The 14,137-nt window shown below is 67.6% G+C and carries 18 protein-coding genes; 9 read left to right on the top strand and 9 right to left on the bottom strand.

The genetic code is table 11. The features are described 5' to 3' along the window. Nucleotides 1-252 precede the first annotated feature (252 nt). The 3 genes from QFZ26_RS12855 to QFZ26_RS12845 all read right to left on the bottom strand — a co-directional run bounded on the left by QFZ26_RS12855 (nucleotide 253) and on the right by QFZ26_RS12845 (nucleotide 2,515). Nucleotides 253-858, bottom strand: coding sequence for a carboxymuconolactone decarboxylase family protein (locus QFZ26_RS12855; protein ID WP_307042700.1), 606 nt, complete (start codon nucleotides 856-858; stop codon nucleotides 253-255). A gap of 151 nt (nucleotides 859-1,009) precedes the next feature. Continuing rightward, entirely contained in the window at nucleotides 1,010-1,462 is a 453-nt protein-coding gene (locus tag QFZ26_RS12850; RefSeq protein ID WP_307042698.1) for a GNAT family N-acetyltransferase, read from the bottom strand. A 15-nt stretch (nucleotides 1,463-1,477) separates the two neighbouring features. Next, nucleotides 1,478-2,515, bottom strand: coding sequence for an NADP-dependent oxidoreductase (locus QFZ26_RS12845; RefSeq protein ID WP_307042696.1), 1,038 nt, complete (start codon nucleotides 2,513-2,515; stop codon nucleotides 1,478-1,480). Here QFZ26_RS12845 and QFZ26_RS12840 point away from each other — a divergent pair. After that, nucleotides 2,507-3,124, top strand: a complete 618-nt coding sequence (locus tag QFZ26_RS12840; protein ID WP_307042695.1) for a TetR/AcrR family transcriptional regulator — start codon at nucleotides 2,507-2,509, stop codon at nucleotides 3,122-3,124. The two genes, QFZ26_RS12845 and QFZ26_RS12840, sit on opposite strands and share 9 nt — an antisense overlap. 113 nt (nucleotides 3,125-3,237) lie before the next feature. Beyond that, the gene (locus QFZ26_RS12835) at nucleotides 3,238-3,813 is read left to right on the top strand and encodes a dienelactone hydrolase family protein (RefSeq protein ID WP_307042693.1); all 576 of its coding nucleotides are present in this window, start codon (nucleotides 3,238-3,240) and stop codon (nucleotides 3,811-3,813) included. Nucleotides 3,814-3,841: 28 nt separating this feature from the next. Here QFZ26_RS12835 and QFZ26_RS12830 read toward each other — a convergent pair whose 3' ends face one another. Beyond that, nucleotides 3,842-4,348: an SDR family oxidoreductase gene (locus QFZ26_RS12830; RefSeq protein ID WP_307042691.1), complete on the bottom strand. Its 507-nt coding sequence runs from the start codon at nucleotides 4,346-4,348 to the stop codon at nucleotides 3,842-3,844. Between QFZ26_RS12830 and QFZ26_RS12825 the strand changes: the two genes are divergently transcribed. Then, nucleotides 4,282-4,605: a hypothetical protein gene (locus QFZ26_RS12825; RefSeq protein WP_307045163.1), complete on the top strand. Its 324-nt coding sequence runs from the start codon at nucleotides 4,282-4,284 to the stop codon at nucleotides 4,603-4,605. The two genes, QFZ26_RS12830 and QFZ26_RS12825, sit on opposite strands and share 67 nt — an antisense overlap. 49 nt (nucleotides 4,606-4,654) lie before the next feature. Here the strand turns inward: QFZ26_RS12825 and QFZ26_RS12820 are convergent, their stop codons facing one another. Both QFZ26_RS12820 and QFZ26_RS12815 read right to left on the bottom strand, forming a co-directional pair. Further along, on the bottom strand, nucleotides 4,655-5,353 hold the full coding sequence (locus QFZ26_RS12820; RefSeq protein WP_307042689.1) for a hypothetical protein: 699 nt from the start codon (nucleotides 5,351-5,353) through the stop codon (nucleotides 4,655-4,657). A gap of 88 nt (nucleotides 5,354-5,441) precedes the next feature. After that, entirely contained in the window at nucleotides 5,442-5,786 is a 345-nt protein-coding gene (locus QFZ26_RS12815; protein ID WP_307042688.1) for a hypothetical protein, read from the bottom strand. A gap of 140 nt (nucleotides 5,787-5,926) precedes the next feature. Here QFZ26_RS12815 and QFZ26_RS12810 point away from each other — a divergent pair, with 140 nt between their 5' ends. After that, nucleotides 5,927-6,496 (top strand): PadR family transcriptional regulator, encoded by a 570-nt coding sequence (locus tag QFZ26_RS12810; RefSeq protein WP_307042686.1) that lies wholly within the window; start codon nucleotides 5,927-5,929, stop codon nucleotides 6,494-6,496. Next, the gene (locus tag QFZ26_RS12805) at nucleotides 6,493-8,265 is read left to right on the top strand and encodes an ABC1 kinase family protein (protein ID WP_373460763.1); all 1,773 of its coding nucleotides are present in this window, start codon (nucleotides 6,493-6,495) and stop codon (nucleotides 8,263-8,265) included. Before QFZ26_RS12810 ends, QFZ26_RS12805 begins: the two co-directional genes overlap by 4 nt. A gap of 109 nt (nucleotides 8,266-8,374) precedes the next feature. On the opposite strand, the gene QFZ26_RS18900 is transcribed toward QFZ26_RS12805, so the two are convergent. After that, on the bottom strand, nucleotides 8,375-8,887 hold the full coding sequence (locus QFZ26_RS18900) for a DUF6578 domain-containing protein (protein WP_373460720.1): 513 nt from the start codon (nucleotides 8,885-8,887) through the stop codon (nucleotides 8,375-8,377). 79 nt (nucleotides 8,888-8,966) lie between these two features. Beyond that, nucleotides 8,967-9,443, bottom strand: coding sequence for a cupin domain-containing protein (locus QFZ26_RS12800; RefSeq protein WP_307042681.1), 477 nt, complete (start codon nucleotides 9,441-9,443; stop codon nucleotides 8,967-8,969). Nucleotides 9,444-9,906: 463 nt separating this feature from the next. On the opposite strand from QFZ26_RS12800, the gene QFZ26_RS12795 reads away from it, so the two are divergent. From QFZ26_RS12795 to QFZ26_RS12785, 3 genes are all read left to right on the top strand, one after another. Further along, a complete protein-coding gene (locus tag QFZ26_RS12795) occupies nucleotides 9,907-11,328 on the top strand; it encodes an HNH endonuclease signature motif containing protein (RefSeq protein ID WP_307042679.1) in 1,422 nt (473 codons plus the stop codon). Between the two features lie 158 nt (nucleotides 11,329-11,486). Beyond that, on the top strand, nucleotides 11,487-11,909 hold the full coding sequence (locus tag QFZ26_RS12790; RefSeq protein ID WP_307042677.1) for an acyl-CoA thioesterase: 423 nt from the start codon (nucleotides 11,487-11,489) through the stop codon (nucleotides 11,907-11,909). Nucleotides 11,910-11,981: 72 nt separating this feature from the next. Then, entirely contained in the window at nucleotides 11,982-12,500 is a 519-nt protein-coding gene (locus QFZ26_RS12785) for a GNAT family N-acetyltransferase (protein ID WP_307042675.1), read from the top strand. Between the two features lie 16 nt (nucleotides 12,501-12,516). On the opposite strand, the gene QFZ26_RS12780 is transcribed toward QFZ26_RS12785, so the two are convergent. After that, nucleotides 12,517-13,461: an NAD(P)/FAD-dependent oxidoreductase gene (locus QFZ26_RS12780; protein ID WP_307042673.1), complete on the bottom strand. Its 945-nt coding sequence runs from the start codon at nucleotides 13,459-13,461 to the stop codon at nucleotides 12,517-12,519. A gap of 69 nt (nucleotides 13,462-13,530) precedes the next feature. Between QFZ26_RS12780 and QFZ26_RS12775 the strand changes: the two genes are divergently transcribed. Further along, complete coding sequence (locus tag QFZ26_RS12775) at nucleotides 13,531-14,097, top strand: helix-turn-helix domain-containing protein (RefSeq protein ID WP_307042672.1); 567 nt, start codon at nucleotides 13,531-13,533, stop codon at nucleotides 14,095-14,097. The last annotated feature ends 40 nt before the right edge of the window (nucleotides 14,098-14,137 follow it).

Raw genomic sequence — 14,137 nt, 5'->3', positions numbered from 1 at the left:
TCGGGCAGCCGCACTCATCGCCACGTGCGACGGCTCAACCCGCGTTCAGGTCGCACACCCCCACGAGTGGGTACGCGGCGCCGTTTCGGGCCCGAATCGCAGGGTGCGTAGATAGCTTGAAGTGTCGATCGACACTGCCAGAAGGAGAAGTCGTGCTTCGTTCACGTACCGCCCGACTTGCCGGATTCGTCCGAGCATCTCGTACGCGACCGTGAAGAGCAGGCTGCGGTGGGGTGACGAACGGATCGTCGGTCATGACGCTCCGCCTACGACAACGGCCGCGGCATCCGACCGGGTGGCAAGCGGCGGCAGCTCGCATGCGTCGGCGTAGCCCTCGGAATGGATGCCGAGCGCCAGGTTCATGCGCGAGCTCATGTTCATGAACGCGACCTTGGCGGTGAGCTCGATGAGCGCGGCCGGGCCGAGTTCGTCGAGCAGCGCGGCCGACAGTTCGTCGGAGACGGCGGGCGGGGTCTGGCTCATTGCTTCCGCATACTCCATGACCTGACGTTCGAGGGGCGTGAACACGGATGCCTCGCGCCAGTTCGGCACCTGCCGCGCCTTCTCCTCGTCGAGGCCCTCGTTGTGCGTCTTGTAGTAGTTGAAGTCGAGGCACCAGGTGCAGCCGATGTATGCCGCCGTCGCCATCACCGCGTAGCTCGCGAGGTTCTCGTCGAGCTCGTCGAGCGCTTCGATCTTGCGGCCGATGCCCATCGAGGCCCGCATCAGAGCGGGGTGGTGCGCGAGCACGCCCATCGAGTCCGGCACCCTGCCGAGCATCCGACGGGCGGCGACCTTCACGACCGTTCCGAAGAGGCCGGTGAGCTCGGTCGGCGGGATGCGGGTCTGGGTGGTCATATGTCCTCCTGCGATCGTCGACGGCCCGGGGTTCGGTTCCCGGATGATCCGTCGACATGGAGACACCGGGCATCGCGCGGTTGTGACATCCGGATAGCGCGGTTGGAGCCGAGGCACCCGTGATGCCCGATGGAGAACTACCTGCGGAACGTCATCGGTGACTTGCGTTCTTCACGCCAGGATGCTTGAGGTCGACGAGGTGCTCGTATTGCGGGTGGCTGTCGATGAAGGTGCGCACGATCGGGCAGATGATCGTCGTCGTCTTCCCTTGCGCGCGTACGTCGTCGAGCACCCGGCGGATCATCTCCGTCGCGACACCTTGGTGGCGGAACTCGGGATGCACCGATGCGGCCAGCAGCACGATCCGGTCGCCGGTGAGGCTGTACGTGATGCCTCCGATCTCGGTGTCGCCGACGAGGGCCTCGTAGACCCCGTTCTCCTCGTCGTTGACCAGATTGAAGTCGAAGTCGGGCTTCTCCTCAGTGTCGAGGACGTGATCGATGAGGGTCTCCTGATCCTCGGTGAGGGTGCCGGTTCCGTCGGGGTAGCCGGCCTCGTCGGGGTACTCGAACTGGTAGCGAGCGGGCTGAGCGGGGCTGGTCATGATGAGTTCCTTTCGTTACGCACGAATGCCGATGATCGTCTTGCCCGTGCGTCGCTCGGTCGGATTGAAGGCGGCGACGGCGTCATCGAGGGTCGCGATGGTGGCGATGTTCGTGCGCAGCCGTCCGTCGCGCACCCGCTGCACGATCTCACCCAGTTGGGCACGGTCGGACTCGACCACGAAATCGATCGCCAGGCCGTCGGCAGGGCGCGCCTCGGGCGGCCCGACGATGGTCACGAGTGTTCCGCCTGCTCGGATCAGCGCTGCGGACCGCTTCTGGATATCGCCACCGATGACATCGAAGACCAGATCGACTTCGCCGACCTCTTCGAGGACGTCGTTCTCCAGGTCGACGAACTCCTGCGCGGCGAAATCGAGCGCCGTCTGATGGTCGGCCCCGCGACCAGTGCCGATGACATAGGCGCCGGCCTCTCGTGCGAGCTGCGTCACCAGCGCCCCGACTGCACCGGCCGCGCCGTGCACGAGGACGCTCTGCCCCGCCCGAAGGCGGCCGTGCTCGAACAGTCCCTGCCACGCGGTCAGGCCCGAGATCGGCAGACTCGCGCCCACAGTGAAGTCGACGTCGCCCGGCAGCGGCGCGAGGTTGCGTGCCTCGACGGCCGCGTACTCCGCCAGGGTGCCGTCTCGAGTCCAATCCGTGAGGCCGAACACCCGCTGCCCCACCGACAGCCCCGTCGTGCCATAGCCGAGGGCGGTGACCACTCCGGCCAACTCGTGCCCGGGAATCGTCGGTGTTCGGTCACGGTCGAGACGATCAGTCCAGGTCGAGGGCCATGTCAGCTCCGTCGGGACGAATCCCGACGCATGAACCCGAACCACGACGTCGTTGATCGCCGGCTTCGGCTCGGGCCGCTCCATCAGCGTCATCCCGGCCGTTCCCGCAGCCTGATCGGTCACCACAATCGCCTTCATCCGGAACCTCCTGTGTATCTCGTCCGCTTCTGGAGCCGCCAGCACAGCGCGGCCCCCACTCATTCCTACCGAGGACGAAATGTAATATCGAGTCCAAAATCTGGAGGATGCGTGACGCAAACTGATATAGCCCGTTCGCTGACCATGAAGGGTGAACGAACTCGAGGGAAGATCGTCGACGCAGCCGCCAGCTTGATGCTCAACGACGGTGTCGCCGGAACGACGATAGAAGGTGTCTGCGCGGCTGCAGGGGTCGGAAGATCGCAGGTGTACCACTACTTCGATGACAAGGGCGAGCTGGTTCGGGCGGTCATCGAGCGGCAGGCCGAACTCGTCTTCAGCGGGCAAGAACCCCATCTCGCTCACGTGCGGGGGTGGGAGAGCTGGGAGGCGTGGCGCGACTTCGTGGTTGAGATTCAGAGAAAGGCCGGATGCGTCGGCGGGTGCCCGCTTGGTTCACTCGCCAGCGAGCTGGCCGACGAAGATGAGTTGACTCGCCAGCTCCTGGTCAAGAGCTTCGAGCGGTGGGAGCGCGCCTTTCTCCGCGGAGTCCAGCGGATGCAAGACCTCGGGCTGGTGCGCGCCGACGCCGACACTGCCCTGCTTGCGACCACACTGCTGGCGGCACTCCAAGGCGGTCTCCTGCTGTGCCAGACCCGCAAGGACGTCGCTTCGCTCGAAACGTCGCTCAACGGGGCCATCGGATACCTGCGAACGTTCGCCGTGTAGGCTCGCGCGTTCACCATGGTGCCCGTGCCGCATCGATCGGTCGACATGTCCGCGTCGACCGAGTACGTTTCGATCGATCGGAATCGGGGATCGTCTGGCGGAAGGGGAACACGATGGCCGAGGTACTGCTCTTCCACCACGCACTGGGTCCGACCGAGGGCCTGCACGCCTTCGCGAACGAGTTGCGTCAAGCGGGCCACACGGTGCACACGCCTGACCTGTTCGAGGGGCGGACGTTCGACTCGATCGAGGAGGGGGTCGGATACGCCAGCGAGGTCGGTTGGGGCGAGATCATGGCGCGGGGCGAGCGCGCGGCCGAGTCGCTGCCGAACGACCTCGTCTACGGAGGCTTCTCGCTCGGGGTCGTGCCGGCGCAGATGCTCGCCCAGACTCGCCCCGGCGCAAAGGGCGCGCTGTTGTTCTACTCGTGCGTCCCCGTCTCGGAGTTCGGCGCGTGGCCGGCCGGGGTCCCTACGCAGATCCACGGGATGGATGCCGATCCGATCTTCATGGAGGAAGGTGACGTCGAGGCCGCCCGCGAGCTCGTAGCGTCAGCCGACGACGCTGAGCTGTTCCTCTACCCCGGCGAGCAGCACTACTTCGCCGACTCCAGCCTGCCGAGCTACGACGCACCCGCGACCACGCTCCTCACGCAGCGCGTGCTCGAGTTCCTCGCGCGAGTCGGCTGAAGCCCGGTCTCTTCTTCCGGTCCGACGACTAGTCGTCCAGGCTCCCCATCGTGAGGTTGACAATGGTACCCGTCAGCCCGCTCGCGCTGTCAGACGCGAGGAACGCGGCCACGCCAGCCATCTCGCGCAGCGACATGAGGCGCCGCGGGTGCGTCCTGCTCGTGAGCAGCTCTTGCCACTGCTCCCACGTCAACCCGGTTGCCGCGGCGCGCGGTTCGAAGGCCTCGCGAATCGTGCTCGACTCGGGCATCGCCTGCGGCCGAATGCCGACGACACGGATGCCGCGGGGCGCGAGCTCAGCCGAGAGATCGCGGGTGAGTGCCTCCATCGCCGCCATCGCCGGCCCGTAGCCGCCCACCCGCGGGAGCCCGACGCGCGAGTGCAGCGCGGTGACTCGCATGATCACGCCCGACCCCGACATGGGCGCACTACGCCGGTGGGATCGGCAGCAATCAGGACGACGTTCATGTGTTCCTGGATGCGCTCGGTTCCGGCGAGCTGCTCTCGGACGAGTACCACGAGATCCAGCTGGCACCCACCACGGTCGGCATCGGCAGCAACAAGCCAGAGCAATACTGGGTGATGGGGGCCCTGATGCTCGACGGCTGGGCGTTCCTGAACCCGGGCATCCCGGGCTACTACGGCGCGGGCGGGACCCTCCCGGACGAAGGGTGGACGATGGTCGTCTACACCACGCCCTCGCCCGCCACCGATCCGTCGGTTTCGACGGCGACAGGCATCTTCCGCCAATTCACGAGCATCGTGTCACCGGAGCACTCCCTCGAGCACTGACCGACTGTCGGGTCGAAGGGCATGCTGAAAAAACGCAAGAATCGTCACTCTATGCAGGTTCCGGGAGATCCCTGCCGGGCACTGAACAGGCTTGGGCGCTGACAGGGCCGAGTTCGAGCGCCCTTCGCAACTCCTCGACGTACTGCTCCACAATCGCGGGCCGCTCGGCCCCCCAGAATCGCCCTGACGTTCGCGTCGGCATGAAGGAAACTCGGACGTCGCCGGGGGTGTTCAAATGAACGTCGATCGAGACAGTCTTGCCGAACGGAAACTCGATCACGCCCAGTTCGACGTCGCTCAATGAGGTTCGCGGAATATTTAGATCCGTCAGAATCCCCCAACCAGACAGCACACGAATGCCTGCAGTGTTCGCAACCAAGAGGCCGTAGCCCTTCGCTGGAAGATACAGCCGACGGCCCAGGGCCGCAGAAACGTCGTCAACCTGCCCCGGCAGCTGCATCGTAATGACAAACGGAACCACAGACGATCCCGGCCACCGCCGGTCAGCTCGACGTAGCAGCATGACTCCCTGCAACGCGAATCCTGTAAAGATCACGGGAGTGAGCACCAGGAGGAATCCGCAGACGCCCACGAGCGGAACTGCGACGGAGCGAGAGTCTGGGTCGTCGACCATTGCCCCGACCGCCCACGCAACTACGACGATGCCCGCGATCGCAATCGCCGCGACTACCAGCCACGCGCGACGACTTGCGCCGCGGCGGGCGTGAGCGCCAATGTCGACGGGCACGGACTTCGGTTCTGTCGGCCGCGTCACCGAATCACCCTGTTGTGGAGCGCTACTCGATCGCCCACGCGCCGTCGCTCGCCGTCTCGCGCTACGCATGTCGACGAGCATTCGACGGCGCACTGCGTGACCTGCGTAACGAGCCTGCACGCGTGAACCCTAGCCACACCCGCTCCCAGTAACCCAGACCCTTCGCGCGAGGGTCGTCGGCCAGACGAAGGCCGCCGACCAGGGTTTGAGCGGCAACGGTGGAAATGACTATGGCCAGCGCGGGAATCATCGATCCGCCCGGGCCCCACGCCGCATACGCTGCACCAATCAGGAGCACCACGGCTATCGCGATCGACGGCAGGCGTTGCGGTCGCGGAAGGTAAGCGTAGGCCTGCAGGGTTCCGACGCCGAGGCCGAACGCGACGGCCAGAAGAATGGGGAGCACGGCGTCACCTTACCCGTAGGACGATTCGCGGCTGACACGCTCAGGTCGACGCGAATCGAGGTCTACCCCGAAGCATCCGAACGATATATCGTTGATATATCGTCGAGCGCCGGGCGAGGGCCCGGTTCAGGGAGGACATCATGAGCGGTTCGTACACTGGCGACGGCTTCACCGGCCCCTCGGGCGGGTGGGGGCACGGCCGCCCTCCACAGGGACTGTGGGAGGCCATGGAGCAGCTTCGCGGCATGTTCGAGCAGAAGGTCGCACCCCGCATGGGCCGTGGCGACGTGCGGGCGGCGGTGCTCGCGCTCCTCGCCGAGAAGCCGATGCATGGCTACCAGATCATCAGCGAGATCGCCGAGCGCAGCGGCGGCACCTGGAAGCCGAGCGCGGGCTCGGTGTATCCGACACTGCAGCTGCTCGCCGACGAGGGGCTCATCAGCGCCGAGGAGTCGAACGGTCGCAAGACCTACTCGCTGACCGAGGCGGGGCGGGCCGAGGCCGAGGCATCCGGTGACCGTACTGCACCGTGGCAGACCTCGAGCGCGCGCGAGTCCGGCACGGTCGGGGCGCTCCCGAAGGCCGGCATCGAGCTCGCGCAGGCGGCGGCGCAGGTGCAGCGCACGGGCACTCCCGAGCAGGTCAAGCAGGCGGTCGAGGTGCTCGACGAGGCACGTCGTCGTCTCTACTCGATCCTCGCGCAGGACTGACCTCGGTGCCCGCGGCACGTCGGGGTCCGGAAGCCGCGACCCCCGATGTCGGCAACACGCGCGCCCGCTACCGGCGCATCTTGCGGTTCGCAGCGCGACACATCATGCAGACCTGGTGGTTCGAGCTCGTGCTGCCGCGCTTCGGCCTCGCGAAGGTCGCGGCGCGCGGGCGAGCGGCGCGGCTGACCCGCATCGCCCAGCGCTTCCGCGTGCTCGCGGTCGACCTCGGCGGCCTCATGATCAAGGTCGGCCAATACCTCTCGTCGCGACTCGACGTGCTGCCGCCCGAGATCACGCACGAGCTCGCCGGGCTCCAAGACGAAGTGCCGCCCGTGCCGTTCGACGCGATCCGACGCCTCGCCGAGGCCGAGCTGGGTGTTCCGCTCGAGCGCGCGTACGCGTCGTTCGACCCGACACCGCTCGCCGCGGCATCCCTCGGTCAAGCGCACCGCGCGCGGCTCTCGCCGCTCGACGCCGCCGACATGGGATACGACGAGGCCGTCGTCAAGGTGCAGCGACCCGGCATCGAGACGATCGTCGACGTCGACCTGTCGGCGCTGCGCCGCGTCGCCGGATGGCTCAACCGCGTGACATTCGTCGCGAGCCGCGTCGACCTCCCCTCGCTCGTCGAGGAGTTCGCCGTCACGAGCCTCCAAGAGATCGACTACCTGCAGGAAGCCGGCAACGCCGAGCGGTTCGCGGCGAGCTTCGCCGGCGACCCCCGGGTGGCCGCGCCCGAAGTCGTCTGGGAGCGCACGACGCGCCGCGTGCTGACGCTCGCCGACGTGACGGCGATCAAGATCAACGACCGCGAGGCGTTGGTGGCGGCGGGCATCGACCCGAAGGCGGTCGCGAAGCAGTTCGCGGCCGTCATGTTCGACCAGCTCTTCCGCGACGGCTACTTCCACGCCGACCCGCACCCCGGCAACATCTTCATCACGCCAGTCGAACGGGTGACGGATGCCTCGTCGCCGGCTTCTTCGGGTGTGACGGATGCCGCGGCGCCGGGGTGGCGGCTCACCTTCATCGACTTCGGCATGATGGGCGAAGTGCCCGACTCGCTGCGCCGCGGACTGCAGCAGGTCATCCTCGCGGTCGCAGCGCGTGACGGCAAGCGCCTGGTCGACAGCATCCGTGGTGTCGGCATTCTGCTGCCGTCGGCCGACACGGAAGAGCTCGAGCGAGCGATGGCCGAGCTGTTCGCGCGCTTCGGGGGCATGGGGCTCGCCGAACTGCAGCGGATCGACGAGCGCGAGCTGCGCAGCTTCGCGATGGAGTTCGGCGAGGTGATGCGGGCGCTGCCGTTCCAACTGCCCGAGAACTTCCTGCTCGTCATCCGGTCGATGTCGCTGACGTCGGGCCTGTGCAGCTCGCTCGACCCCGAGTTCAACATGTGGGACGCCGTCGAACCCTACGCCGCGCAGTTGCTGCGCGACGAGCGTGGCAACATCGTGCAGGCGCTCGGGCGGGAGGCGCTCTCGTTCGCGGGCACCGTGGCGCGGCTGCCGCAGCGCCTCGACGCGCTCGCCGACCGCATCGAGGAAGGCCGCCTCGTCGCGAACTCGCCGCGGCTCGAGCAGCGGCTGGCGAGGCTCGAGCGCTCGGCCCGGCGCATCACCTCGGCGGTGCTGTTCGTCGGCCTGTTCATCGGCGGAATCCTGCTCCGCGTCGACGAGCCCGTGTGGGGCGCCGCGCTGATCGCGGTGTCGGTGATCCCCCTGCTGCATGCCCTGTTCGCCGGGGTGTTCCGGCGGCGCGGGCGCGGGTGATCGGATCGGAGAGCAGGCCGCGCAGATCCTGCCGGTCTTCGCGACCGTCAGCTTCCGCGAGAAGCCTATCCGGCCCATCCCGCGGTCGTCGGCCGAGCAACCCGACGAACTACCGCACTCCGATGTCGACGAGGTAGCCCGCGAGCCCATCGGGAGTCGGCTGCCCATCGAACGTCGGCTCAGATTCCCGAGGCGGCCAAGGCACCCGTGGAACGGTCGACAACCGGGCGGAGCCGGGAACCAGCTCTCGGACGGTCACGTATGGCCGGCCGGCACCTCCCATCGCGATCCAGCCAGCTCCGGACTGACTCTCGGGAGACGCGACGGGGCGGGAGGGAGTGTCGGGCCCGCGGGGCATCCGGCGGTCGATGTAATCGAGCACCACTGCCCAGAGGGCAACGACCGTTCCCGACACGGGCTCTCCGCGATCATCGTCATGGTGAGACTCGTGCCGATCGACGCTGCGTGAGAGCTCCGGGCCGAGCAGCGTCGTGAGCTCCTCGTTCCGAGGGGCCGTTCGGAATGTCACCTGATCGCCCACCTCGAAGGGCTCTCCGCAACAGTTCCACTCCCCCCGGTCAAGCCAGACCCGCTGCGTCTCCACGGGTCGACCGTAACCCATCGCGGTAACGCCCCGTCAGCAGTGCCGCCGGCGTCAGACTCCGGCTCCGTCGACGAGCGCCCCGGCCGACAGGTCAGGCTCAGGCGTGCTCGTCGGGATGGCCACCCTCGGGTTCGAAGCTCCACTCGGGCGGTTCATCGGCGCCCGACTCCTCGTCGCGCTCGGCCTCATCCGCCGTCATCTGCACCTGGCCTGCTGCGTGGTGAACCGGCGCGTACACGACATAAAGGCGCAGGGGTTCGTCGCCGGTGTTCTCGACGTCGTGCCAGGTACCGGCCGGCACCTGAATGCTCCAGCCGTCGGAGACATCCTGCTGGAAGGTCAGCTCGTCTTTCGCCGGGCCCATCTTCGCTCGCCCGCGGCCTGCGTCGAGGCGCACGAACTGGTCGGTCTCGGGGTGCGCCTCGAGGCCGATCGACTCCCCTACCGGGATCGACATCAGCGTCACCTGCAGGTACTTGCCGCTCCACGCGACGGTGCGGTAGTTATCGTTCTCCTTCGTTGCGGTCTCGATGTCGAACGCGTTCGGCTCGGGCCCGTTGTCGGTGATCTTCATCTCAGTCAGGTCCCTTTCGTTCGCGTTCGATCTTCAGGCAACCCCGCCCGGGCGTTCAAGGGCTTGCGCTTTCGGGTGGCTCCGATCAGGTGAATGCGCAGTTGCGCAAATGCGCAGTCGCGTCTCGACACCGACGGCGGAGCACTCGCTCGAGCACTGAGCTACAGGGGATGGGCGGGATGTCGAACGGTCCAGCGCGACTGGTCGCCGTGAGCCGCCAGATCAGCGGCACGCAGGGCGAGCTCGCGGCTCACCTCGGTCACCGCTCCGCAGAGCATGCTCAGATGCTACGAGGCTGCCTGAGCACCACGTCTCGTGAGACCTCGGACTCACGACCTGGCGATCGGAGCCGGCACTCCTCCTCCACAGGGGGCCGTCGGGCTGAGTTCTCCACAGGAAATATGCTGATCAACGGCGATTTCCGGCCCACTCGGATGTCGGTGGGTGGGTGCAGGATCGAAGCATGGAACAGCTCGCACCGCCGCCGCCACAGTCACCGCTGGGTGCGCTCGGTGCACTCGAGCGCGATATCGCCGCGCTGCAGGTGGCTTGGGCTGGCTCGATGCCGGCGTGGGGCGGTGTCAGCGGGGCCGCACAGGTCGAAGTGGAGCGGATGAGCGACCCCGGGCTCATGCGGGTCACCGATGCGCTCGCCCAGGTCCGGCGTGACATCGACGTCGTGCTCGCCCGGGTGGCTGCCGAGGTGACGAAGCGATCCGGGCCCGAGTTCGGCGATATCGGATTGGCGAAGGCGCAGGGATTCCACAACGCGGCGCGACTGATCGCCGCATCCACTGGAGCATCTCGTGCCGACGCAGTGAGGCTGATCACCGTCGGCACGGTCACCGCGGAGCGCCAGACCTTCAGCGGTGAGCGCCTGCCCTCGCGGCATCCGCACGTCGCAGCTGCACTGGAGGCGGCGAGCATCGGCATCGAAGCGGCATCCGCGATCACTTCGATGCTCGCCCGGGCGTCGGCGCGGGCCGAGACGAGCAAGGTCGACGTCGTCGAAGCAGCGCTCGTCGAACTGGCAGCGCAGGTGCCGCTCGAGACACTCCTTCGCGGAGTTCGCGAGGCGGAGGCACGGCTCGATCCCGACGGAGTCGAGCCTCGCGAAGACGAGCTCCGCATGGAGCGTTCGCTGACGATTCGCGAAGCCGGCCATGGCATGGTGCACCTGCATGCCCGCCTCGACCCCGAGAGCGCCGCCCCGGTGAAGGCGGCGATCGAGGCGCTCGTGACCGACGTGCTGCGCCGACGCGAGCCCGCCGGCGCAGACCTCACCCCGGTCGCAGATGACCGACGGTCGATTCCGCAGATGCAGGCCGACGCGCTTGCCGCGCTCGCTCGGCATACCCTGGGCTGCGCCCAGACCCACACACCGCTCGCGAAAGCCACGGTGGTCATTCGCGTCGACCTCGACACGCTCGTCAGTGGCCTCGGGCACGCGCGCATCGACGGCCTCGATCAGCCCATCTCCGCTGCCACCGCCCGCCGCATGGCAGCCGACGCCGAACTCGTCCCGGCCGTCCTCGGCGGTGACAGCCTCCCGCTCGACCTCGGAAGGGCCGCCCGGCTGTTCACCAGAGCGCAACGCCTCGCGCTCGGCGAGCGCGACGGCGGCTGCGCGTCGTGCGGTCAGAACATCGCCTACGTCGAGGCCCACCACATCGCCTGGTGGGAACGAGATGCGGGCCCGACCGATCTCTCGAACGGGGTCATGCTCTGCGGGTTCTGCCATCACATGATCCACCGCGAGGGGTGGAAGATCCTCCCGAACCCGAACGAGGTCTGGTTCGTTCCGCCTCCCCACGTCGACCCAGTGCAGGTTCCACGACTCGGAGGCCGAGCGGGATTCGATCTGGGCGAAAACCGGGTGGCCTGACACGACTCGACTCATCCGCCGCGCGCAGGCGTCGTGTCGCGAGTGGGGGCACAGAGGGCCAGAATCGCCTCAACGTTCGTGCGTGCGCGACCTCGACGCCTGCGGCGGGTCGGCGTAGCGTGACCTCCGACCCGAGCCCGACCTGATGAGGAGCCACCATGACGAGCACGCCCGTCGTCTACGAGACCACGCACCGCATCGCGTTCTCCGAGCTCGACCCGTTCCAGCACGTGAGCACCGGCAACTACGCCAGGTACTTCACCGACCACCGCATGGAAGGGCTCGCGAAGTACGCCGGGTGGGACCTTCCCACGATCGGCACGCTGGGCTTCATGACATGGGTGCGCCGCATGGAGATCGACTTCGTCAAGTCGGTGGGCGCCGACCAAGACGTCACGATCACCTCGTTCGTGCGCGAGTTCCGCGGGCCCGACGCGATGATCGAGTGCACGATGACGGATGCCGCGGGCCGCACCGTCGCGACGTGCCTCATGATCGTGGCCCACGTCGACGCGCGCACGCGGCGGGCGACCGACTGGCCGCCCGAACATCAGGCGCCGTTCTTCGAGTCCGAGGCCTGATTTCGCTGTCGACGATGAACGAAGGGCACGGAGCGCCGGTCGCGGCTTTCCGAACCGAATTGGAGATTCCGCATGTCGTTGCGTACGCACGTCCGGCTTGTGCCGGCAACGGTGCCGTTGCTGAACGCCCTGAACGAGGACCGCGCCCGGTTCGGTGAGTTGATCGGCTCACCCGTCCCCGACGGTTGGCCCGAGTTCCCAGAGGCAATCGGCTTCACCCTTGAGCACGTCCAGAACTCGCAGGAGGCAGATCGCGTGTGGTCGATGCAGTTCTTCGTCGACGCCGCGTCGGGGCGCCTGCTCGGCTCAGGTGGATTCGCGGCCCCGCCGGTCGACCGTACCGTCGAGATCGGCTACGAGGTCGCCCCTGCGTTTCGGGGTCAGGGGTTCGGCGCGGCTGCTGCCCAGGCCCTGGTCGAGCGTGCTGTGGCCAGCGGCGAGGTCGACCACGTCGTCGCGCACACGCTGCCCGGTCCGAACGCGTCGACAGGCGTGCTCGTCTCGCTGGGCTTCGAACACGTCGCCGACCAGGCGGACCCTGAGGTCGGCGCGGTCTGGGAGTGGAGATGGACCCGGCCGGCGGCCAGGTAGGCCGTGGGCGCGGTCCTCAAACTGAGAGCGATGGGGTTGCACGCGTCTGCGCGATGTCGTCGCTGACGAGCTCGGCATTCAAGGCGCCGGCCACGAGTGAGCCGAGACCCAAGGAGACGGAGACGTTGGCACGCACATTCACGACGTTCCCGACCGCCCACACACCGGGAACGGAAGTGCGCCCATCTGCGTCGATATCGACCCATGATCCGAAGGGCCCGTTCGTCGTCGCCGCCCCGAGCGAACGCAAGAGGGCGTCGCGAGGGCGGGGAGTGGGCCCAGTGAAGATCACCCCCACGGGGACCACGCGCCCATCGACCTCCACGCCGGTCACACGGTCATCATCGATGCGGAGCCCCGTGACCAAGCTGGGTTCGAACGCGATGCCGCGGCGCACGAGCGCGTCCATCTCATCGGTCGCGGGCACGCCGAGCGCGTTCGCGAAGTAGATGATGCGGTCCGACCACTGCCGGAGCAGCTGAGCCTGTTCGATGCTGTGGGGTGAGGTCGCGACGACGCCGATGACGTCGTCTCGGTGCTCCCACCCGTCGCAGTAGGGGCAGACGACGACTCCTCGTCCCCACTGCTGACGCAACCCCGGGATGTTCGGCAAGTCGTCATCGAGGCCGGTCGCAACGAGGAGGCGCCGGGTGCGGATGGTCCCGATTGCGGTGTCGACCTCAATGGCGGCGCCGTCGGTGCGCGCCGATGTCACCTCGCCGTGAATGAGCCGCCCGCCATACCCCGCAACCTCCTTGCGTCCGAGCTCGAGGAGCCGGAGTGGCGAGAGTCCATCGTGGCCGAGCACCCCGTGCATGTGGGAAGCGGTCATGTTCCTGGGTCTGCCCGCGTCGACGACGATCACCCGTCGGCGCGATCGAGCGAGCGAGAGAGCGGCGCTGAGGCCTGCCGGCCCGCCGCCGACGATCACGACATCGATTGGTTGCTGCCCGCGGCCCATGTGATTCATGCTGGTGCCGGGACACAGGCGGTGACAATACTGTTTGCTGGAATGGCAACGAGGGTGAACATGGCGCAGCACGACGACTTGGCCGGTATCGGGGATCGTCTGCGTGCGATCCGCGAGTCCCGGGGAATGACCCTCCGAGCGGTGAGCGAGGCCAGCGGGATCTCGATCAGCACGTTGTCCCGCCTCGAATCGGGCTCCAGACGAGCGCAGCTCGACCTGCTCCTGCCCCTCGCTCGGCTGTATCGCCTCCCCTTGGACGACCTGGTCGGCGTCCCCGCCCTGGGCGACCCGCGCATCCACCCGCGTCCGCGGCTGCGGGATGGTGTCGTGACGGTGCCGTTGTCCGGAGGGACTGGCTCTTGGGAAGCGTTCAAGCAGGTGCATCCGCCATCACCGGACAAGCCCATTCGTCAGTGGGTGCACCCTGGGTGGGATTGGATCTACGTGATCTCGGGTCGCATGCGACTGCTGCTTGCCGACGACGATCTCATCATCGAGGCGGGCGAGGCTGCCGAGTTCGATACTCGCGTGCCACACGGATTCGGCAATCCCGGCCCCGACGCGCTCGAGGTGCTCTGCCTGTTCAATGCACAAGGCGCGCGGGTGCACACTCGCGCATCGGCCTGACCTCCGCGACCGACACCCCCGCGACCGTCGGGGCGACTGG

The organism is Agromyces ramosus, from assembly GCF_030817175.1.
GTDB classification, from domain to species: domain Bacteria; phylum Actinomycetota; class Actinomycetes; order Actinomycetales; family Microbacteriaceae; genus Agromyces; species Agromyces ramosus_A.
Note: the sequence above shows the minus strand (reverse complement) of the source record. Positions and strands in the feature narration are given on the sequence as shown.

Excerpts from the sequence above, each read along its gene's own strand:
- QFZ26_RS12800 (WP_307042681.1), bottom strand. The coding sequence starts at position 9,443 with ATGAAGATCACCGACAACGGGCCCGAGCCGAACGCGTTCGACATCGAG.
- QFZ26_RS12810 (WP_307042686.1), top strand. The coding sequence starts at position 5,927 with ATGAGCGGTTCGTACACTGGCGACGGCTTCACCGGCCCCTCGGGCGGG.
- QFZ26_RS12785 (WP_307042675.1), top strand. The coding sequence starts at position 11,982 with ATGTCGTTGCGTACGCACGTCCGGCTTGTGCCGGCAACGGTGCCGTTG.
- QFZ26_RS12850 (WP_307042698.1), bottom strand. The coding sequence starts at position 1,462 with ATGACCAGCCCCGCTCAGCCCGCTCGCTACCAGTTCGAGTACCCCGAC.
- QFZ26_RS12780 (WP_307042673.1), bottom strand. The coding sequence starts at position 13,461 with ATGGGCCGCGGGCAGCAACCAATCGATGTCGTGATCGTCGGCGGCGGG.
- QFZ26_RS12795 (WP_307042679.1), top strand. The coding sequence starts at position 9,907 with ATGGAACAGCTCGCACCGCCGCCGCCACAGTCACCGCTGGGTGCGCTC.
- QFZ26_RS12790 (WP_307042677.1), top strand. The coding sequence starts at position 11,487 with ATGACGAGCACGCCCGTCGTCTACGAGACCACGCACCGCATCGCGTTC.
- QFZ26_RS12855 (WP_307042700.1), bottom strand. The coding sequence starts at position 858 with ATGACCACCCAGACCCGCATCCCGCCGACCGAGCTCACCGGCCTCTTC.
- QFZ26_RS18900 (WP_373460720.1), bottom strand. The coding sequence starts at position 8,887 with ATGGGTTACGGTCGACCCGTGGAGACGCAGCGGGTCTGGCTTGACCGG.
- QFZ26_RS12835 (WP_307042693.1), top strand. The coding sequence starts at position 3,238 with ATGGCCGAGGTACTGCTCTTCCACCACGCACTGGGTCCGACCGAGGGC.
- QFZ26_RS12775 (WP_307042672.1), top strand. The coding sequence starts at position 13,531 with ATGGCGCAGCACGACGACTTGGCCGGTATCGGGGATCGTCTGCGTGCG.